The organism is Pedococcus bigeumensis, from assembly GCF_039531795.1.
Lineage (GTDB): Bacteria > Actinomycetota > Actinomycetes > Actinomycetales > Dermatophilaceae > Pedococcus > Pedococcus bigeumensis.
The window spans coordinates 743,247-768,296 of sequence record NZ_BAAAQS010000001.1 but is presented as its reverse complement, the minus strand read 5'-3'; the positions used below and the strand labels follow the sequence as shown (position 1 = coordinate 768,296).

Genomic DNA, 25,050 nt, shown 5'->3' with positions numbered 1-25,050 from the left:
GTAGCGGGAGGGTCAGCGATCGAGCACGGTCACGACGAACGTGTCGTGGTCGGCGCTGACCTCGTCCAGGACGCTCCTGATGTCCGCATAGCTCTCGGGGTGGTCGCGGCGCAGCTGCGCCACTCCGTCCCAGACGAGGTGGCGGGTCAGGCCGTCCTCGCTGGGCTCCTCGGCGTAGTCGTGCAGGCAGTCCGCGAGCGCGTCGAGGTTGCGGCCGAACCAGTCGGGGAAGTCCAGCACCTCGGCGAACAGGTCGATGCTCTCCGCCTTGGTGGACCCTGCGGGGACGACCGACACCTCTCCCCCGTGCCGCTGCGCCTCACGCACCACCTCGGCGATGGACACCTCCGGCCCCAGGACACGGATCACGAGCCACCTCCCGCGAGGGCGTCGAGCACGATGACACTGAACGTCGTGTAGTGGTCGGGGGTCCAGAAGCGCTCGCCGCCCTGGCCGGTGATGATCCGTCTGGCTCCCCGGTCGGCCTCCCCGGGCGTGGGCACGGTGTACTCGTGGTAGTAGCCACCCGGCCTGCGCGGCAGCTGGCGCTCGCGGTTCTGGAAGACGACCCCGTCCCGCGAGTACGGGTAGGGCCCGCCGGCCGCGATCAGGTCGAGGGTCCGCCGCGCCTCGGCCGGGAGGTCGGCCAGCTGCACCCTCGCCAGGCGGCTGTCGTCCGTGGGGGCGGTGGCTGCCGTGGACGGCGCCGACCTGGCTGACGAGCCTCCCCCGGCACGGTCCTGGGGCTGCGCCTGGGAGTCCTGGTCGGCCCACCACCACACCACCAGCACCACCGCAACGGCGAGCAGAACCATCGCGAGCCTGGTGGTCCTGCGCTGGTCAGCGGGCATGGGTTCGACCCTAGGGGGGTGTCTGCGACCCTGCACCCGGCAGCGGTCCTACAGCCGTCGGGCTAGCTGGGACGCGTCGGGAGGCTTGGCCGGGGGCGTCGGAAGGGTTGGTCGGGAGGGGTCGGGAGGGTTGGCCCGGGGGCGCGTCGGAAGGGTGGCCTGGGCGGGTCGAACGGCTGGCAACCGCCCCGAAGGAGGGCTGCGCAGCGTCGGTCACTGCTGGTAGACGCGTTCCTCGATGAGCTGCTCCTCGACGACTCGGCCCTCGGGTTCGAACCGGCCCTGCTCGAACCGCTTCTGGAACTCCAGCTCGAGGTGGTCCGCGCCGTTGCGGTTCTTCTCGATCGACATCACGACCCAGTGACGGAACCGCTCGGCGTTGCCGAGGTGGTAGACGAGGTGGTGCTTGGCGACGATGTCGTACTTGTCGTTGAGGATCAGCACGACATCCGCCTCGTAGGCCAGCGCCGAGGACCCCCGCAGGTCGTTGACCCGCATCCGACGACCGGCCACGAGGCTGGACTTGTCGGCGGCGACGATCGCGACCACCGGCACGCCGAGCTCCAGCGACATGTCCTTGAGGCGCTCGACGACGACCGAGATGCGGTCCTCCTCGTTGGTCACGCCCGGCACGGGGACCTTCTGGAGGTAGTCCACGAGCACCAGCGGTGGCCGGCCGTCGGACGCGGCCACCTCGGCCACGGCCGCCCGGATGGCGTCGATGGTGGTGTGCATGCCGCTCGAGGTGTGCACGTGCAGTCGGTCGGCGTAGCCCTCGAGTGCCTCGACGGCCTCGGCGCCGCCCACGGTGTCGGCGAAGCGTTCACGCATCGAACGGGCGCGGCTGTGCCTGGCCTCGAAACCGGCCCGGATCTTGGTCAGCCCGACGCCCTCGATGCCCTTGATGGCGCCGGCCTCGATGGCGATGAGCCGCTCGAGGATGCTGTGGGCGTCGTGCTCGTAGGTGAAAAGCACCGCGCTGCGGTTGGCCGCGACCGCGTTGCGCAGCATCTGGAGCGCCATGGCGGTCTTGCCGAGCCCCTGCGGCCCGCCGATGAGCACGAGCTCACCCGAGCGGAACCCACCGGTCAGCGCCAGGTCGAGGGCCTCGAAGCCGGTCGGCCAGACCCGGGCCCCGGCCGTCTCGCCGAGGCGGAGCTTCTCGTCCGTCTCGAGGAGCACATCGCTCAAGGAGCGCAGCCGCCCCACGTTGCGTGAGTGCGAGGCGAACTCCTCGGGTTCGGGCGCGGGCTGGGGCGACATGCTGTCCGCGACCGACAGGACGGGGGCCGGGTCCGTGGTCATGTGACCGATTCAACAACGCCACGCCCTCCAGTGGGGCGTTTGACGCGGTTCGCATCCGAACGGATGACCAATCGGCCCGTCGTTACGGGGCAATTCCGACATACGTCGTCTCGAGGTACTCGTCGATCCCCTCGAAGCCGCCCTCCCGGCCGAAGCCGGAGGCCTTCACCCCGCCGAACGGGGCAGCCGGGTTGGAGATGATCCCCTGGTTGATCCCGATCATCCCGTACTCGAGTGCCTCGCTGACGCGGATCACCCGGCTGAGGTCGTTGGTGAAGACATACGAGGCCAGGCCGAACTCGGTGCTGTTCGCCTTGGTCACCGCCTCGCCCTCGGTGCGGAAGGTCGTGATCGGTGCCACCGGCCCGAAGATCTCCTCGCTCATGACGCGGGCGCTCATCGGGACCCCGGTGATGACGGTGGGCTCGAAGAAGTAGCCGCGGCCCTTGACCTGTCCGCCGCCGGTGACCACCGTCGCACCCTTGGCCTTGGCGTCCTCGACGAGCTCGCTCACCCCGTCACGCGCCTTGGCGTCGATCAGCGGGCCGACGTCGACACCCTTCTTGGTGCCCTTGCCGAGGGTCAGTGCGCTCATGCGGGCGGCGAACTTCGTCGCGAACTGGTCGGCGACGCTCTCGTGCACGAAGAACCGGTTGGCCGCAGTGCAGGCCTCCCCGATGTTGCGCATCTTGGCGAGCATGGCGCCGTCGACGGCGCGGTCGAGGTCGGCGTCCTCGAAGACGATGAACGGCGCGTTGCCGCCGAGCTCCATCGAGACCCGCAGGAGCTGCTCGGCCGACTGCTCCACCAGCTTGCGACCGATCGCCGTCGAACCGGTGAAGGTGAGCTTGCGCAGCCGCGGGTCGCGGATCAGGGGCTCCATCACGTCACCGGTGTGGGACGTCGTCACGACGTTCAGCACGCCGGCGGGCAGCCCGCACTCCTGCAGCAGCTCGGCCAGCGCCAGCATCGTCAGCGGGGTCTGGCTGGCCGGCTTGACGACCATCGTGCAGCCGGCGGCGATGGCCGGGCCGATCTTGCGGGTGCCCATGGCCAGCGGGAAGTTCCACGGGGTGATCATCAGCGTGGGACCGACCGGCTTCTTCATGGTCAGCAGTCGCGTCGCGCCGTTCGGTGCGGTGGACCACCGGCCGTGGATGCGCACTGCCTCCTCGGAGAACCACCGGAAGAACTCCGCGCCGTAGGTCACCTCGCCCCGTGACTCGGCCAGCGTCTTGCCCATCTCGAGGGTCATCAAGGTGGCGAAGTCCTCGGCCCGCTCGGTGATCAGCTCGAAGGCCGACCGCAGGATCTCGCCGCGGTCACGCGGCGGCGTCGCGGCCCACTCCGCCTGCGCCGCGACGGCCGCGTCCAGGGCGGCCTTGCCGTCGGCGACGCTGGCGTCGGCCACGTGCGTCAGCGTGCTGCCGCTCGAGGGGTCCTCGACGGCCAGGGTGGTACCCCCGGTGGCGTCACGCCACGTGCCGCCGATGAGCAGTCCCTTGGGGACCGAGTCGATGAGGGACTTCTGCGTGGTGGCCATCAGCCCTGTTCCTCCGGTGGGTTGTCGAGCGGCTGGTCGTGTGTCTGGTGGGTGTGCTGGTGCGGGATGTGGCCCTGCGGGATGGCGCCGTTGCGCCCCGAGAGCAGCGGCTGCGAGGGATCCCATCGCGTGCCGTCCCGCTCGTCCTGACGCTTGCGGGCGATCGCCGAGAGCGCCTCGAGGACGACGCGGTTCGCCAGGGCGGCCGTGATGTCTGCGTGGTCGTAGGGCGGGCTGACCTCGACGACGTCCACCCCCACCACCGGGAGCTCCAGGCAGATCCGCCGGACCGCGTCGAGCAGCTGTCGGGCCGACAGGCCGCCCGGTTCCGGGGTGCCGGTGCCGGGCGCGTGCCCGGGGTCGCACACGTCGATGTCCACCGAGAGGAAGACGCCCTCGCACTCGTCGGTGGCGATCGTGAAGGCCTCGGTGAGCACCTCGTCGAGGCCGCGGTGCACGATCTCGGTCATCTCGAACGACCGCATCTGCTGCCCGGCCATCCAGTCGAGGGTCTCGGGCGGTGGCCAGTACCCGCGCAGCCCGATCTGCAGGAACCGGTCGCCGCGCAGGGCCCCCGACTCGATGAGCCGGCGCATCGGCTGCCCGTGTCCCCAGAGCGAGCCGAACTCGATGTCGCCGGTGTCGGCGTGGGCGTCGAAGTGGATCATCGACACCCGCCCGTGGCCGAGGACGTTGGCGACCCCCTTGGCGTCCGGGAACGCGATCGAGTGGTCACCTCCGAGGACCACCGGTATGGCGCCCGCCCGGGTCACGCGCTCGACGGCGGCCTCGAGCTTCGGCAGCGACCGCTCGATGTCGCCGGAGTACATCTCGACGTCGCCCGCGTCGACCACCCTGAGGTCGACCAGTCCGTCGGTGCGCAGGGCGAGCGAAGGGCGCGAGCCGTCGTGCGGCAGGTAGTCGGTCATCCGGATCGCCTGCGGACCGAACCGCGTGCCAGGCCGGTGGGAGGTCCCCCCGTCGAACGGCGCACCGAGGATGACCACGTCGGCCCCGGCATACGTCGCCTCGTCGTCGAGGTCGCAGCGGTCCACGCCGAGGAAGGTGAAGTCGGGGCCGTACTGCTGGCCGTATCTCGTCATGGAACCAACCTAGTCCCGTTGTGGGCCATAGGAATCAGCGGTCTTCCAGGCCCCAGGGCGAGCCATAGCCCTGCGGCTTGGGGGCCGCGAGCAGGTCGAGGAAGGGCTGCGCGTCGAACGCCTCCGGTCCCAGCACGCCGCGACCACTCCAGGCTCCGGTCGCCAGGAGCTCGAGGGCGACGACCGGGTTGACGGCGGTCTGCCACACGACGCACTGCGCGCCGTACTCCGCCATGGTCTCCTCGTTGTCGGACACGTGGAACAGGTAGGTCTGGCGGGGCTGGCCGTCCTTGCCGGTGCCCGTGACGAAGACGCCAGCGCAGGTCTTGCCCTTCATCCGCGGCCCGATGGTGGCCGGGTCCGGCAGGACCGCCGCGACGACATCGCGGGGCGACACCTCCACGCCCTTCACGCGCACCGGGTCGGTCGCGTCGAGGCCGAGCGTGTGCAGGGTGCGCAGGATGGTGATCAGCTCGTCGCCGAGGCCGTACTTGAAGGTGACCCGCTCTGCGTCCAGCCAGCGCGGCATCAGCAGCACTTCCTCGTGCTCGACGTGCACGCACTCCACCGGGCCGATGCCCTCCGGGAACTCGAACACCTCCGGCTCGCTGAACGCGGGCAGCGTGAAGAAGCCCGCTTCGACCCCGCCCCCGGCGGTGGCCTTGGCCTTCTCCCACACGACCGGCGGGTTGAGGCACTCCTCGATGATCGTCCACATCGAGAACCCCGGGGCGAAGGTCTCGTTGCCGTCCTCGTCGTAGACCGCGAGGTTGGCGCCGTCCCGCGTGCCGAGCTCGTCGATGCTCGAGAACAGGTGGTCCGAGGCGTACCGGGCGAACACGTCGGACAGCCCGGGCTCGACGCCCATGCCGAGCAGCGCCAGCTGACCCGACTCCTCCCACCGCGAGGCCATCGCGAACTGCTCGTCACCGAGCTTGACGCCCACCTTGGCGTACGGCTCGTCGGGGTGCCGCCGCGAGAGGCTCATCGCCATGTCGAGGTACCCGGCGCCCGCCGCCAGGGCGCCCCGGAAGATCGGCATCACGAACCGTGGGTCCACGGCGTTGAAGACGTGGGTCGACCCGTGCTCGCGAGCCAGCGCCGCCACCGCCGCCTCGTCGGAGGCGTCGACCTGCGCCGCGACGAACCGGCCCTCTCCGGCCCGACGGGCCTTCGCTGCGTCGACCGTCGCGCGAGCCCGGCCAAGGTCGTAGTCGGCGACCACCCACTGCTCGAAGAAGTCACGCTCCACGGCGATGCGCGCGGCAGCGTCGCCGACACCACCCGCGCCGATCATGAGGATGCGCATGGGGTCCTGTCTGTTCAAGGTGTCACCGTTTCCGGGCGTTCCCGATGAGCTGGCCAACCACCACGAGCAGGACGGCGATGACGAACATCGAGAAGCCGATGACGTTGGCCTGGGCGGGGATTCCACGCAGGTAGGACACGTACACGAACTTCGGGAACGTCGTGGTGTCGCCCGAGACGAAGTTCGTGATGATGAAGTCGTCGAAGGACAACGAGAAGGACAGCAGGGCGGCCGACACGATGCCCGGCAGCACGAGCGGGAAGGTGACCCGCCAGAACGTGCCGCCCGGCCCGGCATACAGGTCCTGGGCTGCCTCCTCGAGGCGCGGGTCCAGGCTCTGCAGTCGTGCCTTCACGGTGACGACGACGAAGCTGATGCAGAACATGATGTGGGCGATCACGATCGTCCAGAACCCCAGCTTCAGGCCGAACCGCGAGAAGCCCTGCACGAAGATCGTCAGCAGGCTCGCGCCGAGGACGATCTCGGGAGTGGCCATCGGGATGAAGATCAGCACGTTGCTGGTCGCGCGACCCCGGAAGCGGTGTCGCACCAGGGCGAACGCCAGCATCGTGCCGAGGACCGTCGCCACCAGGGTGGCCAGCCCGCCGACCTTGATCGAGGTCACCAGCGCCTCGCACACTCCGGGCGCCCCGCAGGGGTCCTTCCAGTGCTTCAGCGTCGGACCGGCCGCCGAGTTCCAGACGATGTTCGACTTGCGGTAGTCGTTGAAGGAGAAGGCGAAGGTGTAGGCCACCGGCACGAACAGGTAGAGCAGCACCACGATCGCGGAGATGATCGAGAACCGGTTCGCGAGCCAGGTCTTCACGCGGTGCCAGGCCGGCGGCTCGTATGCCGTGTCCTCACCCATGCGGCTGGCCTCGGCTGCGGAGGTGGTGCTCACAGGAGGTCCTCCGTCCCGAACTTGCGTATGTAGATGAAGACCATCGCGAGGATCATCGCCATGAGGGTGAACGACAGGGCAGCCGCGACCGGGAAGCCTCCGAGCACCTTGAAGAACTGGCTCTCGATGACGTTGCCGACCATCTTGGTGCTCCGGTCGGAGCCCAGGAGCTCGGCGTTGACGTAGTCGCCGGCGGCCGGGATGAACGTGAGCAGGGTGCCCGCGATGACGCCCGGCATGGACATCGGCAGGGTCACCGTGCGGAAGGTGGTGAACCCGTTGGCGTAGAGGTCTCCCCCTGCCTCGATGACCCGTGCGTCAGCCCGCTCGAGGGACGCGTAGATCGGCAGCACCATGAACGGCAGGAAGTTGTAGGTGAGACCCGCGACCACGGCCATCCACGTCTCGGTGATCCGACCGCCCGGCAGCAGGTGCAGGAACTTGAGGGTGTCGGCGACCGGGCCGTTGTCGGCCAGGATCTGGCGCCACGCGATGGTGCGCAGGATGAACGAGGTGAAGAACGGCGCGATGACACAGATCATCATCACGTTGCGCCAGCGTCCGGCCTTGAACGCCATGGCATAGGCGAGCGGGTAGGCGAGGATGAACGCGAAGAGGGTGGCCAGACCGGCATACAGCAGGGAGCGCCCGAAGTGCGCCGCGAAGTCGGTGAGGGCGGTGCCGTAGTTGCCGACGTTGACGTCGCGGTAGTAGTAGCCGGGGAACCCGGGGAAGCCGGACTGGAGCGACACCGTGAACAGCTGGACCAGCGGCAGGACGAAGAAGATCAGCAACCACAGGCCACCCGGGATGAGCAGCAGGTAGGCGGTCCGCGAGCCCTTGCGAGCGGGGTCCTGCGCGGGGTCGAGGTGGCCGCCCCCGGCGCCCGCCACGTGCGCGACGCCGGCGGTCACGACGCGGCCACCGGCTGGACGGCGGCGTCGTCCACGGCCGCGGCGGCGGCCGCGGCCCCGGCCTCGTCGACCGGGACACCGAACGCGTGGCCGGAGTCCCACTCGAGCCAGACGTCGTCGCCCGGGCGCAGGGTGTTGCGGTCGACGTCGAGGTTCTGCTCGTAGACACCCCACGTGGCACCCGAGGGCACCGTCACGAGGAACTGCGTGGCGACGCCCGTGAAGCTGACGTCGACGACCTTCGCCTTGACGTCGTTGCCGGCGCCCTCGGGGCGGTGGTCGGTGATGCGGACCTTCTCGGGCCGCACGCCGAAGGTGATCGGCCCGTCACTGACGGTGGAGCGGGCCTTGGGGATGCGCACCGTCGTGCCGGCGACCTCCACGACGAGGTTGTCGCCGTCCGTGCCGGTGACCTGCCCCGTGCCGAGGTTGGACTGGCCGAGGAAGTTCGCCACGAAGGTGGTCTTCGGGAGGTCGTAGAGCACCTCGGGGTGGCCGAGCTGCTCGATCCGGCCGAGGTTCATCACGGCCACGGTGTCGGCCATGGTCATGGCCTCCTCCTGGTCGTGGGTGACGTGGATGAAGGTCAGCCCGACCTCGGTCTGGATCCGCTTGAGCTCCACCTGCATCTGGCGGCGCAGCTTGAGGTCGAGGGCACCGAGCGGCTCGTCGAGCAGGAGCACCTCCGGACGGTTGACCAGGGCCCGGGCGACAGCCACGCGCTGCTGCTGCCCACCCGAGAGCTGGCTGGGCTTGCGGTTCGCGAGGTGTGTCATCTGGACCAGCTCGAGCGCGTCGGCGGCGAGCTTGGAGGCGTCGCTCGCGCCCCGGCGCTTCGGCCCGAACGCGACGTTGTCGATGATGCTGAGGTGCGGGAAGAGCGCGTAGCTCTGGAACACGGTGTTGACCGGCCGCTCGTAGGGACGCGACCCGGTCAGGTCGGTGTCGCCGATCCGGATCCGCCCCCGGGTGGGCTGCTCGAGGCCGGCCACCATGCGCAGGGTGGTCGTCTTGCCACAGCCCGACGGACCCAGCAGGGCGAAGAACGATCCGCGCGCGACCTCGAGGGTGAGGTCGTCGACGGCCTTGAAGTCGCCGAACTCCTTGGTCACGGAGTGAAGGGACAGGTTGCCCTTGGCCTCGCGGAAACCCTTGGCACCGTTGGCTCCATCGCCTCCGTTGGAGCTGCCATCACTCTTGGAGCCGTTGCCTTTGTTGGAGAACATGCTCATCAGTTGCCCACCACCTTTGCCCACGCGGCGCTGTAGTCCTGGTCCTCCTGCGGGTTGAGCGCTCGGAATCCCTTGATGTTGTGTTCCTTGATGTAGGACTCGCTGGGGAAGATGAACGGACTCTCGGCGAGGTCGGGGTCGATCTTCTCCATCTCGGCCTGGGCGCCCTGCACCGGACACACGTAGTTGACCCATGCCGCGACCTGGGCCGCGACGTCCGGTTGGTAGTAGTAGTCCATGATCTTCATCGCGTTCTTGCGGTGGGTGGACGTGATCGGCACCATCATGTTGTCGCTCCAGAGGGTGCCCCCGGACTCGGGGATGACGAACTGCCAGTTGTCGTTCTCGGTCTCGGCCCGGAGGATGAACAGGTCACCGCTCCAGACGATCCCGGCGATGGCGTTGCCGGACTTGAGGTCCTCGATGTACGAGTTGCCCTTGACCCGGCGGATGTAGCCGTCGCTGATCCGCTTGTCGATCTCGGCCACTGCCGCCTCGAACTGCGTCTTGCCGAAGCCGGCGGAGATGTCGACGCCCTGGTGCAGCATGATCAGGCCGAGTGTGTCGCGGAACTCGCTGAGCACCACGATCTTGCCCTTGAGGTCGTCGGCCCACAGGTCGTCGAGGGTCTTGAGGTCGCGGCCCACCTTCGAGCGGTCGTAGCCGATGCCGGCGAAGCCGCTCTGCCAGGTGAGGGAGTACTGCCGACCCGGGTCGAACGACACGTCCTTGAGCGAGTCGAGGAGGTTCGCGGCGTGGGGCATCCGGATCAGCTCCAGCGGCTGGCACAGCTGGTCACGGATGATCCGGTTGGCCATCCAGTCGGTGAAGGTGAAGATGTCCCGACCGATGTCCTGCTTGGCCCGCAGCTGCGGGGCGATCTTGTTGAAGTAGGTGTCGTTGTCGTCGATGTCCTCGGAGTACGTCGCCTGGATGCCCGTCTTCTTGATGAAGGCCTCGAGCGTCGGGTACTTCTTGGTGTCCTCGTCGTAGTCGAGGTAGGCCGTCCAGTTCGCCCACCGGACGACCTTGTCGGTGTCGGAGACGTCGGTGGGCAGCTTCAGCTTCGCCGTGCCGCCCCCGGCCGGCGGGGCCGGTGGGGCGCAGCCGGCCAGTGCGGAGGCCGCACCCCCGAGGAGTGTGGCGCCCAGCAGTGACCGCCTGGTCACGGAACGACCGCTGGCCGAGGCCCGCGCGGCACGGATGAGGCCCCGGGCGACCGGGTCGGTGGGGGGACGGAGGGGCTGCATGGGCGCTCGCTTTGCAGGGTCGGGCCGGACGGCGGGGAGCCGCCGGGTCGGGGCTGTCCGGGCTCAGGGGGGCGCCCGGGGCGGCGGTCAGCTGTCGATGTTGGCCATGACGTGCTTGATGCGGGTGTAGTCCTCGAAGCCGTACATCGAGAGGTCCTTGCCGTAGCCGGACTTCTTGAAGCCGCCGTGGGGCATCTCGGCGACGATCGGGATGTGCGTGTTGATCCAGACGCAGCCGAAGTCAAGGGCCTTCGAGACCCTCATCGCGCGGCCGAAGTCCTTGGTCCAGACACTGGAGGCCAGCCCGTAGTCGACGCCGTTGGCCCAGGCGATCGCCTCGGCCTCGTCGGTGAACCGCTGCACGGTGATGACCGGACCGAAGATCTCGTCCTGGATCGCCTCGTCGTCCTGCTCCAGGCCGGACAGCACGGTGGGCTCGAGGAAGAACCCGTCGCCCAGCGCGTCGAGGCGGTGGCCGCCTGCGGCGATGGAGGCGTGGTCGGGCAGCCGTGAGAGGAAGCCCAGCACGCGCTCCAGCTGGTTGCGGTTGTTGACCGGCCCGAGCAGTGCGTCCTCGTCGTCCGGCAGACCGACCTTCGCCGAGTTCTTGGCGTACTCGCCGAGGGCGGCCACGAAGTCGTCGTGGATGTGGGGGGCGGCCAGCACCCGCGTCGCCGCGGTGCAGTCCTGGCCGGCGTTGAAGTAGCCGGCGACCGCGATGCCCTCGACGGCGGCCTCGATGTCGGCGTCGTCGAACACGATGACGGGCGCCTTGCCGCCGAGCTCGAGGTGGACCCGCTTGAGGTCGCGGCTGGCACTCTCGGCGACCTGCATGCCGGCCCGCACGGAGCCGGTGATGGCGACCAGGGCGGGCGTCTTGTGCTCGACGACCGCACGGCCGGTCTCGCGATCACCGGTGACGACGTTGAACGTGCCCGGGGGCATGAACTCGGAGGCGATCTCGGCCATCAGCAGGGTCGTCTCGGGCGTCGTGTCCGACGGCTTGAGCACGATCGTGTTGCCGGCGGCGAGGGCCGGACCGATCTTCCAGACCGCCATCATCATCGGGTAGTTCCACGGAGTCACCTGCCCCACGACGCCGATCGGCTCACGCCGGACCCAGCTCGTGTGCCCCTTCATGTACTCCCCCGCCGCACGCCCCTCGAGCACGCGGGCCGCGCCGGCGAAGAACCGAAGCTGGTCCACCATCGGCGGGACCTCCTCGGAGGCCGTGAGGGCCCACGGCTTGCCGGTGTTCTCGGCCTCGAGCTTGACGAACTCGTCGGCCCGCTTCTCGATCGCGTCCGCGAACTTGAGGAGGGCCTGCTGGCGCTCGCTCGGGGTCGTCTGCCCCCACTCGGCGAACGCCTTGCTGGCCGAGGAGTAGGCGGCGTCGACGTCGGCTGCGGTGGAGACCGGGGCCTTCGCGACGACCTGGGCGGTGACGGGGCTGACGAGGTCGGTGGTCGCATCGGTCTGCGCCTCCACGTACTCGCCGTTGATGAAGTTGCGCAGGACGCGGGGGCCCGCGGACGTGGCAGTCACTGATGTGCTCCAATGCGGATCGGGTACTGATTCCGGTGTCTGGCACTGTAGCCGCCCGACGATGGATTTCAATAGGTTCTGGCCGCGAAGATACGGAAAACGCTGTCGAATACGACCGGGTGCGACTGATTCCGTCGTGGTGGGACTTGCTTTATCGGCAGTCGGGGACCACGATGACCACCGTGACCCGACCTGCCAGCACCAGCACCGATGTGCGCCTCGACGACGTGTCGAAGGCCATCATCGAGCAGCTGCAGGAGGACGGTCGGCAGTCCTACGCCACCATCGCCAAGCGGGTGGGGCTGTCCGAGGCGGCGGTGCGCCAGCGGGTGCAGCGGCTCCTCGACCAGGAGGTCATGCAGATCGTCGCGGTCACCGACCCGTTGCAGGTGGGGTTCCGCCGGCAGGCCATGATCGGCATCCGCGTCGACGGCGACCTCCTGCCGGTGGGCGACGCCCTCACGGCGATGTCGGAGGTCTCCTACGTCGTCACGACGGCGGGGTCCTTCGACCTGCTGGCCGAGGTCGTCTGCGAGGACGACGCCGAGCTGCTCGACCTGCTCACACGTCGCATCCGCACCCTTCCCGGGGTGCAGACCACCGAGACGTTCGTCTACCTGAAACTCAACAAGCAGCACTACAACTGGGGTACTCGATGACCACTGACCTGTCCATCTTCGAACCGTCCAGCGACACGCACACGCCACTCGGCACGCTGCACAGCGAGGCGGCACGTGACCACCTCTGGATGCACTTCACCCGTCACTCGGTCTTCGAGGACCGCTCCGACGGTGGGCTCGGACACAGCGTGCCGATCATCACCCGCGGCGAGGGCCACAAGATCTGGGACGACCGCGGCAACGAGTACATCGACGGCCTCGCCGGGTTGTTCGTCGTGCAGGTCGGCCACGGGCGGGCCGAGCTCGCCGAGGCAGCGGCGAAGCAGGCCAAGGAGCTGGCCTTCTTCCCGCTGTGGTCCTACGCGCACCCCCGCGCGATCGAGCTCGCCGAGCGGCTCGCGAACGGAGCCCCCGGCGACCTGAACCGCGTCTTCTTCACCACGGGCGGCGGTGAGGCCGTCGAGACCGCCTGGAAGCTCGCCAAGCAGTACTTCAAGCTCACCGGCAAGCCCACCAAGCACAAGGTGATCAGCCGCGCGGTGGCCTACCACGGCACCCCTCAGGGGGCCCTGTCGATCACCGGCATCCCTGCGGCCAAGGAGATGTTCGAGCCGCTCGTGCCCGGAGCCTTCAAGGTCCCCAACACCAACCAGTACCGCGCTCCCGAGCACCTGCGCGACGACGAGAAGGCGTTCGGCCGCTGGGCCGCCGACCGGATCGCCGAGGCGATCGAGTTCGAGGGTCCCGACACCGTGGCCGCCGTCTTCCTCGAGCCCGTCCAGAACTCCGGCGGCTGCTTCCCGCCCCCGCCCGGGTACTTCGAACGGGTCCGCGAGATCTGCGACGAGTACGACGTGCTCCTGGTCTCGGACGAGGTGATCTGCTCGTTCGGCCGGATCGGCTCGATGTTCGCCTGTGACGACTTCGGCTACGTCCCCGACATCATCACGTGCGCCAAGGGCATGACCTCCGGCTACTCCCCCATCGGCGCGATGATCGCGAGCGACCGGCTGTTCGAGCCGTTCAAGAAGGGGACGACCTACTTCCCGCACGGCTACACCTTCGGTGGACACCCGGTCAGCGCGGCCGTCGCGATGGCCAACCTCGACATCTTCGAGCGGGAGGGACTCAACCAGCACGTCAAGGACAACGCACCGAAGTTCCGGGCCACCCTCGAGAAGCTGCTCGACCTGCCGATCGTCGGCGACGTGCGCGGGGCCGGCTACTTCTACGGCATCGAGCTGGTCAAGGACAAGAACACCCGCGAGACCTTCGACGACGCGGAGTCCGAGCGACTGCTGCGTGGCTACCTCTCCAAGGCGCTCTTCGACGCCGGCCTCTACTGCCGCGCCGACGACCGTGGCGACCCGGTGATCCAGCTCGCCCCACCGCTGATCATCGGCCAGCCCGAGTTCGACGACATCGAGTCGCGGCTGCGCTCGGTCCTCACCGGGGCCGAGAAGCACCTCTGAGCCAGACCCCCACCTCGTGAGCCACCCGCTCTGGTGGGAGAGCCCGTATGCCGTGCCGCCGGCATACGGGCTCTCCGCACCTGCCGTGCCCCCGACCACCGCCGACGTCGTCATCGTGGGTGGTGGTTACACCGGGCTGTGGACCGCCCACTACCTCCTGCTGGCCGACCCGACCCTCGACGTCGTGGTGCTCGAGGCCGAGCACGTCGGGTTCGGCGCGAGTGGACGCAACGGGGGCTGGGTGTCGGCCCTGTGGCCGGTCGGTCCGCGGACCCTGGCCCGCCGCAGCGGCGCCGGGGCGGCCCGGGCGATGGTCGCAGAGCTGCAGGACACCGTCGACGAGGTCGGCAGGGCAACGGAATCCGCGGGGATCGACTGCGGATTCCGCAAGGGCGGAGCGATCGCCCTCGCGCGCTCCCCCGCGCAGGCAGCCCGGGCCCGGGCCGAGGTCGACGAGGCGCGGGAGTGGGGTGTCGGCGCGCGCTGGCTCGACGGGGCAGAGGCCTCCGAACGGCTGGCTGCGAGCCGCGTCGAAGGAGCGACGTTCACGCCGCACTGCGCGAGAGTCCACCCGCGTCGGCTGGTCGACGGCCTGGCAGCGGCCGTCCGGTCGCAGGGCGCCCAGCTCCTCGAGGGTGTGCGGGTCATGGCGATCGAGCCCGGCCGCGTCGTGCTCGGGGACGGCGGCCAGGTCGCCGCACCACACGTTATCAGGGCGACCGAGGCGTGGACCCCCGCGCTGCCCGGCCAGCGCCGTACCGTGGCCCCGGTCTACTCGCTGATGGTGGCCACGGAGCCCCTCACGGCTGAGCAGTGGTCGACGATCGGGCTCGCGGGGAGTGAGGTCTTCAGCGACCACCGGCACGTCGTCATCTACGGCCAGCGGACCGTCGATGACCGGCTCGCCTTCGGCGGACGCGGCGCGCCCTACCACTTCGGCTCGCGGATCAAGCCCGAGTTCGACCACGAGGCAACGGTTTTCGCCGATCTTCGCGCGACCCTCACCGACCTCCTCCCCCAGCTCGGCGACGTGGAGTTCACCCACGCGTGGGGCGGTCCCCTGGGCATCGCCCGCGACTGGCACCCCTCGGTCGGCCACGACCCCAGCACCGGCCTCGGGTGGGCCGGCGGCTACGTCGGCGACGGCGTCGCGGCCACCAACCTCGCGGGGCGCACGCTGACCGACCTGGTCCTGGGTCGCTCGACGGCACTCACCCAGCTCCCCTGGGTGGGCCACCGCAGCCGCCGGTGGGAGCCCGAACCCGCCCGGTGGGCCGGGATCAACGCCGGCCTGCGGCTCGCGCACGCCGCCGACCGCGAGGAGGCCCGCACCGGCCGCCCGGCGCGGATCGCCGCACTGCTCGGCGCACTCACGGGGCACTGACCGGCACTGACCGGCACTGAGCGGCACTGACCGGGCACTGCGACACGACACCATGCGGGAGACTCGGTCCGTGTCGATCACCCCCGCAGACCTGTCGCCCGCCGCCCTCGACTTCGTGACGGCCCGGCACCTGGCCACGCTCACCACGCTGCGTCCCGACGGGTCGCCGCACGTGGTGCCGGTCGGGTTCACCTGGGACCCCGAGGCGCTGGTGGTCCGCGTCATCACCAGCGGCCCGAGCCGCAAGGCGCGCAACGCCGCAGCCGGGGGTCGCGCCGTCGTGTGCCAGGTCGACGGCCGCCACTGGCTCTCGTTGGAGGGCACGGCCAGGGTGCTCACCGACCCGGAGTCCGTGGCCGACGCCGAGCGCAGGTATGCCGCGCGGTACCGGGTCCCCCGCGAGAACCCGGAGCGCGTGGTCATCGAGATCGCCGTCGACCGGGTGCTCGGCAACGTCTGACAGCGCGACCGGCTCTCCCCGTCGCAGCCGGAGGCCGACCTCTCCTCCGGTGGACGGCAGGCTCGCTCAGGGACCGCTCTCCGGCTCCTCGGGTGGGAACGGCTCGTGGGTGAGCCGCAGGTAGTAGAGCGCCGAGTCGCCCCACTCGGCGAGCTCCTCCGGTCGTGCCCCCTCCAGGGCGCCGAGCCAGGTGAACGAGCGGTTCACAGCGTGCGTCACCATCGCCGGCACCAGCAGCGACTCGAGCGCCTCGCGGTCGAGCAGGTCCGCCCAGACCTGCGCGTAGGCGTCCAGCAGGGCTGCCCACGGGTGGTGGGTCACGCGGGTGGAGAAGCCGTAGGGAACAGCAAGGACCTCCAGCACGTGCGCCCACTGGGCGTCGCCGAAGTCGAAGAAGCGCATGCCGTCGTCGACGACGAAGACGTTGCCCGGGTGCAGGTCACCGTGCTGCAGGCTCACCGGGAGCGGTGCCGCGAGCAGGGCCGCCACGGCCTCCTCGACGGCCCCGGTCCGCGCCCTCAGCGAGTCGGCCTCCTCGGCCGGCAGGTGTGACGGGTGGTCGGCGGGCAGCGCCGCGAGCTGGTCGACGAGCCAGCGGTACCGCGCCGGCACGGTGGCCGGGGAGCAGTCCGGCAGGCCGGCAGCGACCAGCACCTCGCCGTGCTCGGCGACCTGGCGCTGCACCCGCGCTGCCAGCTCCACCACGGACTGCCACTCCTCGAGGGTTGCCGCATGGCTGTCGCCCAAGGTGGTGCCGCGGTCGGTGGTCATCATCCAGCCGCGGTCGACATCGATGGCCAGCGGCGCCTCCACCTCCCCCGGCTCGAGCCGTGCGAGCGCGAGGTGGACGGCGGGCTCGTAGGCCGACGAGCGGCAGTTGGCCTTGAACCACACGGTCCCCCGGTCGCTCGGCACCACCAGCTGGGTGGACCACGGCCTGATCCGCCGCTGCACGACCTCGCCGGTCACGCGACGGCCGACGCGGGACAGCTCGGAGCCGATCCAGCGTGTCGCCTCCGCGCGCCAGGCGTCCGTCGCCACCGTCTGCGAGAACAGCTCCGTCATGGCCCGACTCTAGACAGGTCGTCGTTCTCGACTGTCTAGAGTCGGGACATGCACGGCGTCCGCGGCAGCAAACCCGACCCCGAGGTCGAGGACCTCGCCGACCTCGACGCGGTGCTCGCGTCCGGTCGACCCCTGATCGGGCTGCGCTTCCAGGACCTCGACCTCACGGCATACGAGGAGAGGTTGCTGGGCCGCACCGACGTGGCCGGTCTCGTGGTCCTCGGCGGGCGCCTGTCGCCGAGGCTCAGCGCGCACTTCGGCGCGCACCGCGCCCTGGTCTTCCCCACCGACCCGCACGCACCGGTGGACCCCTACCGCGCGACGCTCTACACCGCCGCCGAGCTGTATGCCGGCATCGACGACCGTGGCTACGAGGCCACTCCCGACTTCCTTGCCTACCAGTGGACGCGAGACGGCGCACTGCGCCACGACGCGTTCGTCACGCTCCTGCGCGCCATCCACGACGACTCGATCAGCGACGCCCTGGACGAGTTCACGGCCGGGCGGTCGGTCGCCGGCGTGATGGGCGGGCACGCGCTCGCCCGGGGCACGCGGGCGTATGCCGCGGCGGCCCGGCTCGGTCGCTCCCTCGCCGCGGCCGGACTGGTCGTCGCCACCGGTGGGGGCCCGGGCGCGATGGAGGCGGCGAACCTCGGTGCGCTGGCCGCCGACGAGCAGTCGCTCGGCGCTGCCCTCGACCGGCTGACGGCGGTGTCGACGTTCTTCCCGTCGGTCGCCGAGTGGGTCTCCCTGGCCTTCGAGGTCCGCGCCGACCTCCCGGTCTCCGACGAGCTGCGCAGCCTCGGCATCCCGACCTGGTTCTACGGTCACGAGCCGCCCAACGTCTTCTGCGACGGCATCGGCAAGTACTTCTCCAACGCTGTCCGTGAGGACGGCCTGCTGGCCCGCGCGGCCGCCGGTCTCGTGGTGCTGGAGGGCGCGGCGGGGACGGTGCAGGAGATCTTCCAGGCCGTCACGCCGCTGTTCTACGCCCCTGCCGGGTCGACGCTCGCGCCGCTCGTCCTCGTCGGTCAGGAGTACTGGTCCGAGACCGTGCCGGTGTGGGCCGCCATCCGAGCGCTCGGTCACGAGAGGGGCATGGACGCCGTGGTGCACCTGGTCGACACGCCCGAGGAGGCCGCCGCGATCGTCCTCGACCAGGGCCGCGAGCGCGCTGCCGACCGTGACGCCAAGGGTGGGTCGTCATGAGGCTCGCGGACCTGGCCCGCCTCGAGCTCACCTACGAGCCGCGCGGGCAGACCCTCGACGGACCCCTTCCCCCCGGCTACCACCACCTCGAGGTCGAGCGACGGCTGGGAGCCGGTGACGCGGCCTACCGCTGCGTGAGCGAGGCGCTGCTGACCTACGCACCGCAACGCGGGCTCGGGCTCCGACCGGCGGCCACGGCACCTCGTGCCGCGGTCGGCGTCGACATCCTGAGTCGGCTCGGCGCGCTCGGGGTTCCCTGCCGGGTGGTCTGGACGGTGGAGGGGCAGGACCGCACCGGTTTCGGCTACGGCACCCTCGAGGGTCACGTCGAGAGCGGCGAGGAGGGCTTCCTCGTCGAGCGCCGGGGCGACGACGTGTATGCCGTGGTGCGCGCCTACGCGCGCGCCGCGCGATGGCCCACCCGACTCGGGGGCCCGCTGACCTGGTGGCTCCAGCGGGTCGCCGCCCTCGGGTACCTGCGCGCCCTCCAGCGAGCAGTGCGCGAGGATGGCTGAATGCCCCAACGCCTGAGCCTGGTGACCCTGCTCGTCCGGAGCTACGACGAGGCGCTCGAGTGGTTCTGCGAGCGAGCCGGCTTCGAGCTCGTCGAGGACACCGATCGCGGTGACGGCACCCGCTGGGTCGTGCTCCGCCCGGCCGGGTCCGACGGCACCCAGGTGCTGCTGGCCCGGGCGAGCACGCCGGAGCAGGAGGCGCGGGTCGGCGACCCCGGTGGGGGCCGGGTGATGCACTTCCTCGCGACCGATGACTTCGCCGCCGACCACGCCCGGATGCTCGCCGCCGGTGTGCACTTCCGGGAGGAGCCGCGACACGAGACCTATGGCAGCGTGGCGGTCTTCGAGGACCTCTATGGCAACCCCTGGGACCTCATCCAGCCCCGCTGAGCGAAGGCGTGGTGCGGCTCGTCCGGGTCAGTCGAAGACGATCGTGCGGCGACCGCGGAGCACCACCCGGTGCTCGGCGTGCCAGCGCAGCGCCCTCGCGAAGGCCATCGCCTCCAGCTCCTGCCCCACGGCGGCGAGCTCGGTCGGGCTCATCCGGTGGTCGACCCGGCGGAAGTCCTGCTCGATGATCGGCCCCTCGTCGAGGTCGGCCGTGACGTAGTGGGCGGTCGCGCCGATCACCTTGACCCCGCGGTCGTGGGCCTGGGTGTAGGGCTTGGCGCCCTTGAAGCTGGGCAGGAGCGAGTGGTGGATGTTGATGATCCGGCCCGGAAAGTCGGCGCAGAGCTCACTCGACAGGATCTGCATGTAGCGAGCCAGCGCGATGGTGTCGGCTGCGTAGAGCTCGACCAGACGGCGCAGCTCGGCCTCGGCGGCCGGCTTGGTGTCGGGCGTGACCGGCACGTGGTGGAACGGGATCCCGTGCCACTCGGCGAGGCTGCGGAAGTCCTCGTGGTTCGACACGATCGCGGGCACGTCGACCGGCAGCGACCCGCTCTCGACCCGGAACAGCAGGTCGTTGAGGCAGTGCCCCTGCTGGCTCACCAGCACGAGGACCTGCCGGCGCCGGGACAGGTCGTGCACGGCATACGTCATCGCGAAGGCGGTCGCGACGCCGCGCATCGCGGCGTCCAGCTCCTCGACCGCGAGCGCCGAGCCCTCGCGCGCCAGGTGCATCCGCAGGTGGAACTCCCCCGCCGTGGTGTCGGCGAACTGCTGGCTGTCGAGGATCGACATCGACTGCTCGAGCATCACCCCCGACACGGCGTGCACGATGCCCCGGCGGTCGGCACACGAGACGGTCAGGACGAACTCGCGTCCCGGCTCGACCGCTCGGACGGGGTGGGCGCTCACGCGGGTCAGCCTAGGGTGCGCGGTGCGCTAGGGCCGCGTGACCATGACGATGCCGAGGCACATCTCGTCGGTGGTGCCCTCACCCCAGACGACGTAGCGCTCCGGGATCCCCTCGAACGACGGGAGCATGTCGCGCAGCCGTTGGTCGTGGGTGCACGACACGGTGAAGGTGTCGCCCGGGCCCACCGTGACCGCCGGCTGCACCGGTCGGCTGCCCTGGTCGTCGAAGTCCCAGACCGGGATGTCGAGGATGGTGCGTTCGTCGGCCTTGCCCTTGTTCACCGTGACCGAGATCGTGGTGCCCAGCAGGTGCATGTGGCCGGCCACTGCCCAGATCGTCGAGGCCTGGGTCACGGGACGGGTGCAGGTCTGGGTCGGCCCGGCCTTGTTGCCGGGGCAGAGCAGGTGCAGCGCGTCGCCGATGCGGCCGGCGGCGAGCCCGAAGCGCTGCTGCACGTCGGCCATCGCAGCCTTGCGGTCGCACAGGGGACCGGTGTGCCCGGGCCGACAGGGCACCTCGACCGGCGCCGGCAGCAGCACGGTCTGGAGCGTCTTTCGCTTCCCGTCGTCGGCGGCCACCCGCAGCTTGGCGGCGCTCTGGTCGGCGGTCTGCCCGGCGAGGAGGTTGTAGTGGACCTGCATGATGATCCGCGAGCCGGCCTCGACCGGCATACCGAGGTCGGGGGCCAGCACCCGCTCGCCACCGCCGGGAGCCCACGCCCCCAGCCACGGGGCGCCGTTCAGCCCGGCGCCCTGGCTCTCCACGCCGGTGCCCCCGAAGCAGGTCCAGCCCTGGCCCACCTGGAGGCGGTCCATCTCCTCGGCCCGGGCCACCTTGTCGGGCGGCACCCGGAACAGGATGACGTGGTGCACCACGTCGGGGTTGCCCGGCAGGACGTTGATGCCCGTCACGACCGACTTGGCGGTGAGACCGGGGTCGAGGAGGAAGCACCGGTAGTCGTCGGTGCCCGGCGCCGCCGGCGCCTTCGGGGTGTATGCCGTGGGCATCCGGAGCGTGACGAAGCGCTCCCCCGCGCGCAACGGCGCCTCGGGCGGGGTCTTCACGGCGACGCTGTGGCCGTGCGGTGACGTGACGAGTGGAGCCGGAGCCGCTTGGCCCTCCCGGCCGGCGAACGCGCCGCTCAACACCACGGCGAAGGTCGCGGCGACGGCCGTGGCAGCCGTGGCGGAGACCACCATCGCAAGGCGGCGTGAGCTCATCTGTCGAGTCTAGGCAGGTTCAGGCGGTGGACGCCGCGAGTTGGCCGCACGCGCCGTCGATGTCCTGACCGCGGGTGTCGCGGATCGTCGTGGGGATGCCGTGCGCCCGCAGCCGCTCGACGAACTGCTGCTCGACGCCGGGGCGGGACGCGGTCCACTTCGACCCGGGGGTCGGGTTGAGCGGGATGGGGTTGACGTGCACCCAGCCGCGGCCGCGGGCGTTCAGCTTCTTCCCGAGCAGGTCGGCCCGCCAGGCGTGGTCGTTGATGTCCCTGATGAGGGCGTACTCGATGCTGACCCGACGGCCGGTGACCTCGTAGTAGCGGTGGGCGGCGTCGAGCGCCTCGTCGACGCTCCAGCGGGTGTTGATCGGCACCAGCTCGTTGCGCAGCTCGTCGTCGGGGGCGTGCAGCGACAGCGCCAGCGTGACAGGGATGCCCTCGGCGGCCAGCTTGTCGATCGCCGGCACCAGGCCCACGGTCGACATGGTGATGCCGCGGGCGGACATGCCCAGGCCGTCGGGCGCGGGATCGGTCATCCGGCGGATCGCCCCGATCGCCGCCTTGTAGTTGGCCAGGGCCTCGCCCATGCCCATGAAGACGACGTTGGAGATGCGCGTGGGACCCGACGGCCCTGCGTCCGCGCCCTGGGTGTCGTCGCTGTCGAAGGTGTCGTCCTCCTCGCCCAGCTCGGCCACGTGCTCGTCGAATGCGGAGTCCCGGCCCTCCGCACCACGGGCCGGACCGACGGCGTCGAGCTCACCGCTGCGCAGCAGCCTGGCCCCGCTGACGACCTGCTCGACGATCTCGGCCGCACTCATGTTGCGGGTCAGCCCCGCCTGCCCAGTGGCGCAGAACGGGCAGTTCATGCCACAGCCCGCCTGGCTGGAGATGCAGATCGTGACGCGCTTGGGGTAGCGCATCAGCACCGACTCGACGATGGCTCCGTCGTGCAGCTTCCACGCGGACTTGATGGTCATGCCATCGTCCGCCGTGCGCTGGACGAGCGGGGTGAGCAAGGTCGGGAGCAGGTCCGCGACGAGGTCGTCGCGGATCGCCTTGGGCAGGTCGGTCATCTCCTCCGGCGACTCCACGAGCCGCTCGAAGTAGTGGGTCGACAGCTGCTTGGCGCGAAACCCCTTGTGGCCCAACGCCTCGACGGCCTCCTTGCGCTCCGCCGGGGTGAGGTCGGCGAGGTGGCGCGGCGGCTTGCCCCGACGCGGGGCGGAGAAGGTCAGCTGTCCCGGCTGGGGGCGCTCGCTGGTGGGCGCGGGGAGGTCGGTCGTCATGGTGCACCCAGTCTCTCAGGTGTGCGCCGTGGCCTCACACCCGCACGACGTCCCGCGGCCTCAGCCCGGGGGGACGACCCAGGCCAGCAGGGCCCAGGCCACGGGAGCGACGACCACCAGGGAGTCGAGCCGGTCCATGACCCCGCCGTGCCCGGGAAGGATCGTGCTCATGTCCTTGATGCCGAGGTCGCGCTTGATCGTCGACTCGGTCAGGTCTCCCACCGTGGCCGCGATGGCCGTGCAGGCACCGAGCAGGGCACCTCCCCACCAGGGCCCGTCGAGCAGGAGCGCCACGGCGATCGCGCCACCCACGACGCACGTGAACACCGAACCGGCGAAACCCTCCCAGGACTTCTTGGGACTGACCGACGGGGCCATCGGGTGGCGGCCGAGCAGCACCCCGAACGCGTAGCCGCCCACGTCGCTGAGCACCGTCACGAGGATGAACACGACGATCCGGCGGGCCCCGTCGTCGGCGGCGAGCATCAGGGCGGCGAACCCGGCCAGGAACGAGGGGTAGACCGCCACGAAGAAGCCGCCGGCGATGTCGCGGACCGCATCGAGCACGCCGTCGGCGATCCGCCACAGCAGGATGCCGACGCAGGTGAGCCCGACCGTGATGATCAGGGCATCTCCCCCGCCGACGTAGGCCGAGACCAGCATGCTCACGCTGCCGACCAGGCTCGGCACCAGCGGCACGTGGATCGAGACCTGCGCGAGCGCACGCCGCAGCTCCCAGACACCGACGACGATCGCCGCGATGACGATGCCCAGCATCAGCTCCTTGCGCAGGATCAGCGAGCCGATGATGAGGATCCCCAGGCCCACGCCCACCCCGATGGCCGCAGGCAGGTTGCGGCCCGCCTTGGAGGGTCGCTGGGCCGGACCGCTCGTGGCTGCCCGCCGCGAGGGTCGCTCGGCGGGCGCGCCGGCACCCCCGGCACCGGGCGCCGGGTGCGCGGCCTCGCGCCGAGAGCTACGGGAGTATGGCGTGTTCATTCCTTCGTGGCGGGGCGAGCGGCTCAGACCTCGAGCAGCTCGGCCTCCTTGCCCTTCAACAGCTCGTCGACGCTGTCGACGTACTTCTTCGTCGTCGCGTCCAGCTCCTTCTCGCCACGGGTTCCGTCGTCCTCGCCGACCTCGCCGTCCTTGACGAGCTTGTCCAGCTCGTCCTTGGCCTTGCGGCGGATGTTGCGGATGGACACCTTGGCGTCCTCACCCTTGTGCCGGGCGAGCTTGATGTAGTCCTTGCGCCGCTCCTCGGTGAGCTGGGGCAGGACGCAGCGGATCATGTTGCCGTCGTTGCTGGGGTTCACGCCCAGGTCGGACTCGCGCAGGGTCTTCTCGATCTCCGACATCGCCGACTTGTCGAAGGGCGTGATCAGGATGGTGCGGGCCTCCGGGGTCTGGAACGACGCCAGCTGCTGCAGCGGGGTGGGAGCGCCGTAGTAGTCGACCATGAGCTTGTTGAACATGCCCGGCGTCGCCCGGCCCGTGCGGATGCCCGCGAAGTCCTCCTTGGCGACCTCGACGGCCTTCTCCATCTTCTCTTCGGCCTCGAGGAGAGTCTCTTCAATCATGTCCTGCTCCTTCTCGGGCGCTCCCCGTCGGGGCTGCGCCGGTCGTGGTGTGGTCAGTCTGGTGGGTGGGTCGGCCTGGGACCGGCTCAGCCCGGGGTGACCAGCGTCCCGATCCTCTCACCGCGCAGGGCCCGGACGACGTTGCCTTCACCCTCCATGCCGAAGACGACCATGGGGAGCTTGTTCTCCATGCACAGGCTGAAGGCCGCGGCGTCGACCACGCGCAGACCCTGCTGGAGGGCCTCGGCGTAGCTGATCTCGTCGAGCTTGCGGGCGTCGGGGTTGGTGCGCGGGTCGGCGTCGTAGACCCCGTCGACGCCGTTCTTGCTCATGAGCACGGCGTCGCACTTGATCTCCAGCGCTCGCTGGGCCGAGACCGTGTCGGTCGAGAAGAACGGCATCCCGGCCCCGGCGCCGAAGATGACCACGCGGCCCTTCTCGAGGTGGCGGATCGCGCGGCGCGGGATGTAGGGCTCGGCGACCTGCCCCATCGTGATGGCGGTCTGGACGCGCGTCTCGATGCCCTCCTTCTCGAGGAAGTCCTGCAGCGCGAGGCAGTTCATGACGGTGCCCAGCATGCCCATGTAGTCGGCGCGGGTCCGGTCCATGCCCTGCTGCTGGAGCTCGGACCCGCGGAAGAAGTTGCCACCGCCGATGACGACGGCAACCTGGATGCCCTCGTTGACCGACTGCGCGATCTGTCGGGCGATCCCGCGCACGACGTCGGGGGCGAGCCCGACGCGCCCACCGCCGAAGACCTCGCCGGAGAGCTTGAGCAGCACCCGCCGGCGGGGGGTGGTGGATCCGGCTGGGGCGGTCTGCTCGGGGGCAGAAGTCACGACAGATCCTCCTGGAGGTGTGGGGCGGTGACCGAATCCTTCCACACTCCCGCTGGACACACGTTGCCGGTTGCACGTCTGTCTGCGCTGCGTGGCAGGGTGTCATCGCAAGGTCCATCGACGCACTGAAGGAAGACACGCG

The 25,050-nt window shown here is 70.3% G+C and carries 25 protein-coding genes; 7 read left to right on the top strand and 18 right to left on the bottom strand.

The genetic code is table 11. From position 1 onward, the window contains the following. Positions 1 to 12: 12 nt before the first annotated feature. From ABD262_RS03750 to ABD262_RS03700, 11 genes are all read right to left on the bottom strand, one after another. A complete protein-coding gene (locus ABD262_RS03750; RefSeq protein ID WP_344131355.1) occupies positions 13 to 369 on the bottom strand; it encodes a barstar family protein in 357 nt (118 codons plus the stop codon). Further along, positions 366 to 851, bottom strand: coding sequence for a guanyl-specific ribonuclease (locus ABD262_RS03745; RefSeq protein ID WP_344131352.1), 486 nt, complete (start codon positions 849 to 851; stop codon positions 366 to 368). The genes ABD262_RS03750 and ABD262_RS03745 overlap by 4 nt, the downstream gene beginning before the upstream one ends. A 213-nt stretch (positions 852 to 1,064) precedes the next feature. Continuing rightward, entirely contained in the window at positions 1,065 to 2,156 is a 1,092-nt protein-coding gene (locus tag ABD262_RS03740) for a DnaB-like helicase C-terminal domain-containing protein (RefSeq protein ID WP_344131349.1), read from the bottom strand. An 82-nt stretch (positions 2,157 to 2,238) separates the two neighbouring features. Beyond that, positions 2,239 to 3,699 (bottom strand): NAD-dependent succinate-semialdehyde dehydrogenase, encoded by a 1,461-nt coding sequence (locus ABD262_RS03735; protein WP_344131346.1) that lies wholly within the window; start codon positions 3,697 to 3,699, stop codon positions 2,239 to 2,241. Beyond that, the gene (gene speB / locus ABD262_RS03730; RefSeq protein ID WP_344131343.1) at positions 3,699 to 4,802 is read right to left on the bottom strand and encodes an agmatinase; all 1,104 of its coding nucleotides are present in this window, start codon (positions 4,800 to 4,802) and stop codon (positions 3,699 to 3,701) included. Before speB ends, ABD262_RS03735 begins: the two co-directional genes overlap by 1 nt. 34 nt (positions 4,803 to 4,836) lie before the next feature. Beyond that, on the bottom strand, positions 4,837 to 6,111 hold the full coding sequence (locus tag ABD262_RS03725) for a saccharopine dehydrogenase family protein (RefSeq protein ID WP_344131340.1): 1,275 nt from the start codon (positions 6,109 to 6,111) through the stop codon (positions 4,837 to 4,839). Positions 6,112 to 6,133: 22 nt separating this feature from the next. After that, a complete protein-coding gene (locus ABD262_RS03720) occupies positions 6,134 to 6,979 on the bottom strand; it encodes an ABC transporter permease (protein ID WP_425564828.1) in 846 nt (281 codons plus the stop codon). A 29-nt stretch (positions 6,980 to 7,008) separates the two neighbouring features. After that, the gene (locus ABD262_RS03715) at positions 7,009 to 7,926 is read right to left on the bottom strand and encodes an ABC transporter permease (protein WP_344131333.1); all 918 of its coding nucleotides are present in this window, start codon (positions 7,924 to 7,926) and stop codon (positions 7,009 to 7,011) included. Further along, positions 7,923 to 9,158, bottom strand: a complete 1,236-nt coding sequence (locus ABD262_RS03710) for an ABC transporter ATP-binding protein (protein ID WP_344131330.1) — start codon at positions 9,156 to 9,158, stop codon at positions 7,923 to 7,925. Before ABD262_RS03710 ends, ABD262_RS03715 begins: the two co-directional genes overlap by 4 nt. Then, positions 9,158 to 10,408 (bottom strand): ABC transporter substrate-binding protein, encoded by a 1,251-nt coding sequence (locus tag ABD262_RS03705; protein ID WP_344131327.1) that lies wholly within the window; start codon positions 10,406 to 10,408, stop codon positions 9,158 to 9,160. Before ABD262_RS03705 ends, ABD262_RS03710 begins: the two co-directional genes overlap by 1 nt. 87 nt (positions 10,409 to 10,495) lie before the next feature. Then, positions 10,496 to 11,953: a gamma-aminobutyraldehyde dehydrogenase gene (locus tag ABD262_RS03700; RefSeq protein ID WP_344131324.1), complete on the bottom strand. Its 1,458-nt coding sequence runs from the start codon at positions 11,951 to 11,953 to the stop codon at positions 10,496 to 10,498. Positions 11,954 to 12,126: 173 nt separating this feature from the next. Between ABD262_RS03700 and ABD262_RS03695 the strand changes: the two genes are divergently transcribed. The 4 genes from ABD262_RS03695 (at position 12,127) to ABD262_RS03680 (ending at position 15,889) form a co-directional block, all read left to right on the top strand. After that, complete coding sequence (locus ABD262_RS03695) at positions 12,127 to 12,612, top strand: Lrp/AsnC family transcriptional regulator (RefSeq protein ID WP_344131321.1); 486 nt, start codon at positions 12,127 to 12,129, stop codon at positions 12,610 to 12,612. Next, the gene (locus ABD262_RS03690) at positions 12,609 to 14,045 is read left to right on the top strand and encodes an aspartate aminotransferase family protein (RefSeq protein WP_344131318.1); all 1,437 of its coding nucleotides are present in this window, start codon (positions 12,609 to 12,611) and stop codon (positions 14,043 to 14,045) included. Before ABD262_RS03695 ends, ABD262_RS03690 begins: the two co-directional genes overlap by 4 nt. A gap of 16 nt (positions 14,046 to 14,061) precedes the next feature. Further along, complete coding sequence (locus tag ABD262_RS03685) at positions 14,062 to 15,429, top strand: NAD(P)/FAD-dependent oxidoreductase (protein ID WP_344131315.1); 1,368 nt, start codon at positions 14,062 to 14,064, stop codon at positions 15,427 to 15,429. 70 nt (positions 15,430 to 15,499) lie between these two features. Beyond that, on the top strand, positions 15,500 to 15,889 hold the full coding sequence (locus ABD262_RS03680) for a TIGR03618 family F420-dependent PPOX class oxidoreductase (RefSeq protein ID WP_344131312.1): 390 nt from the start codon (positions 15,500 to 15,502) through the stop codon (positions 15,887 to 15,889). 66 nt (positions 15,890 to 15,955) lie between these two features. On the opposite strand, the gene ABD262_RS03675 is transcribed toward ABD262_RS03680, so the two are convergent. Continuing rightward, a complete protein-coding gene (locus tag ABD262_RS03675) occupies positions 15,956 to 16,954 on the bottom strand; it encodes a phosphotransferase (protein WP_344131309.1) in 999 nt (332 codons plus the stop codon). A gap of 48 nt (positions 16,955 to 17,002) precedes the next feature. On the opposite strand from ABD262_RS03675, the gene ABD262_RS03670 reads away from it, so the two are divergent. From ABD262_RS03670 to ABD262_RS03660, 3 genes are read left to right on the top strand one after another with little or no spacing between them, the layout of a single operon-like run. Next, positions 17,003 to 18,163 (top strand): LOG family protein, encoded by a 1,161-nt coding sequence (locus tag ABD262_RS03670; RefSeq protein ID WP_344131306.1) that lies wholly within the window; start codon positions 17,003 to 17,005, stop codon positions 18,161 to 18,163. Beyond that, positions 18,160 to 18,678: a DUF1990 domain-containing protein gene (locus ABD262_RS03665; protein WP_344131303.1), complete on the top strand. Its 519-nt coding sequence runs from the start codon at positions 18,160 to 18,162 to the stop codon at positions 18,676 to 18,678. Before ABD262_RS03670 ends, ABD262_RS03665 begins: the two co-directional genes overlap by 4 nt. Next, positions 18,679 to 19,068: a VOC family protein gene (locus ABD262_RS03660; protein ID WP_344131301.1), complete on the top strand. Its 390-nt coding sequence runs from the start codon at positions 18,679 to 18,681 to the stop codon at positions 19,066 to 19,068. It abuts the gene before it with no gap. A 27-nt stretch (positions 19,069 to 19,095) separates the two neighbouring features. On the opposite strand, the gene purU is transcribed toward ABD262_RS03660, so the two are convergent. From purU to pyrH, 6 genes are all read right to left on the bottom strand, one after another. Continuing rightward, positions 19,096 to 19,980, bottom strand: a complete 885-nt coding sequence (gene purU, locus ABD262_RS03655; RefSeq protein ID WP_344131298.1) for a formyltetrahydrofolate deformylase — start codon at positions 19,978 to 19,980, stop codon at positions 19,096 to 19,098. Between the two features lie 27 nt (positions 19,981 to 20,007). Continuing rightward, entirely contained in the window at positions 20,008 to 21,201 is a 1,194-nt protein-coding gene (locus ABD262_RS03650; RefSeq protein WP_344131295.1) for a monooxygenase, read from the bottom strand. Between the two features lie 19 nt (positions 21,202 to 21,220). Next, positions 21,221 to 22,489, bottom strand: coding sequence for a 23S rRNA (adenine(2503)-C(2))-methyltransferase RlmN (gene rlmN, locus ABD262_RS03645; protein ID WP_344131292.1), 1,269 nt, complete (start codon positions 22,487 to 22,489; stop codon positions 21,221 to 21,223). 60 nt (positions 22,490 to 22,549) lie between these two features. After that, positions 22,550 to 23,488 (bottom strand): phosphatidate cytidylyltransferase, encoded by a 939-nt coding sequence (locus ABD262_RS03640; RefSeq protein WP_344131289.1) that lies wholly within the window; start codon positions 23,486 to 23,488, stop codon positions 22,550 to 22,552. Positions 23,489 to 23,511: 23 nt separating this feature from the next. Beyond that, a complete protein-coding gene (gene frr, locus ABD262_RS03635) occupies positions 23,512 to 24,069 on the bottom strand; it encodes a ribosome recycling factor (RefSeq protein WP_344131286.1) in 558 nt (185 codons plus the stop codon). A gap of 86 nt (positions 24,070 to 24,155) precedes the next feature. Continuing rightward, positions 24,156 to 24,908 (bottom strand): UMP kinase, encoded by a 753-nt coding sequence (gene pyrH, locus ABD262_RS03630; protein WP_344131283.1) that lies wholly within the window; start codon positions 24,906 to 24,908, stop codon positions 24,156 to 24,158. Positions 24,909 to 25,050: the final 142 nt, after the last annotated feature.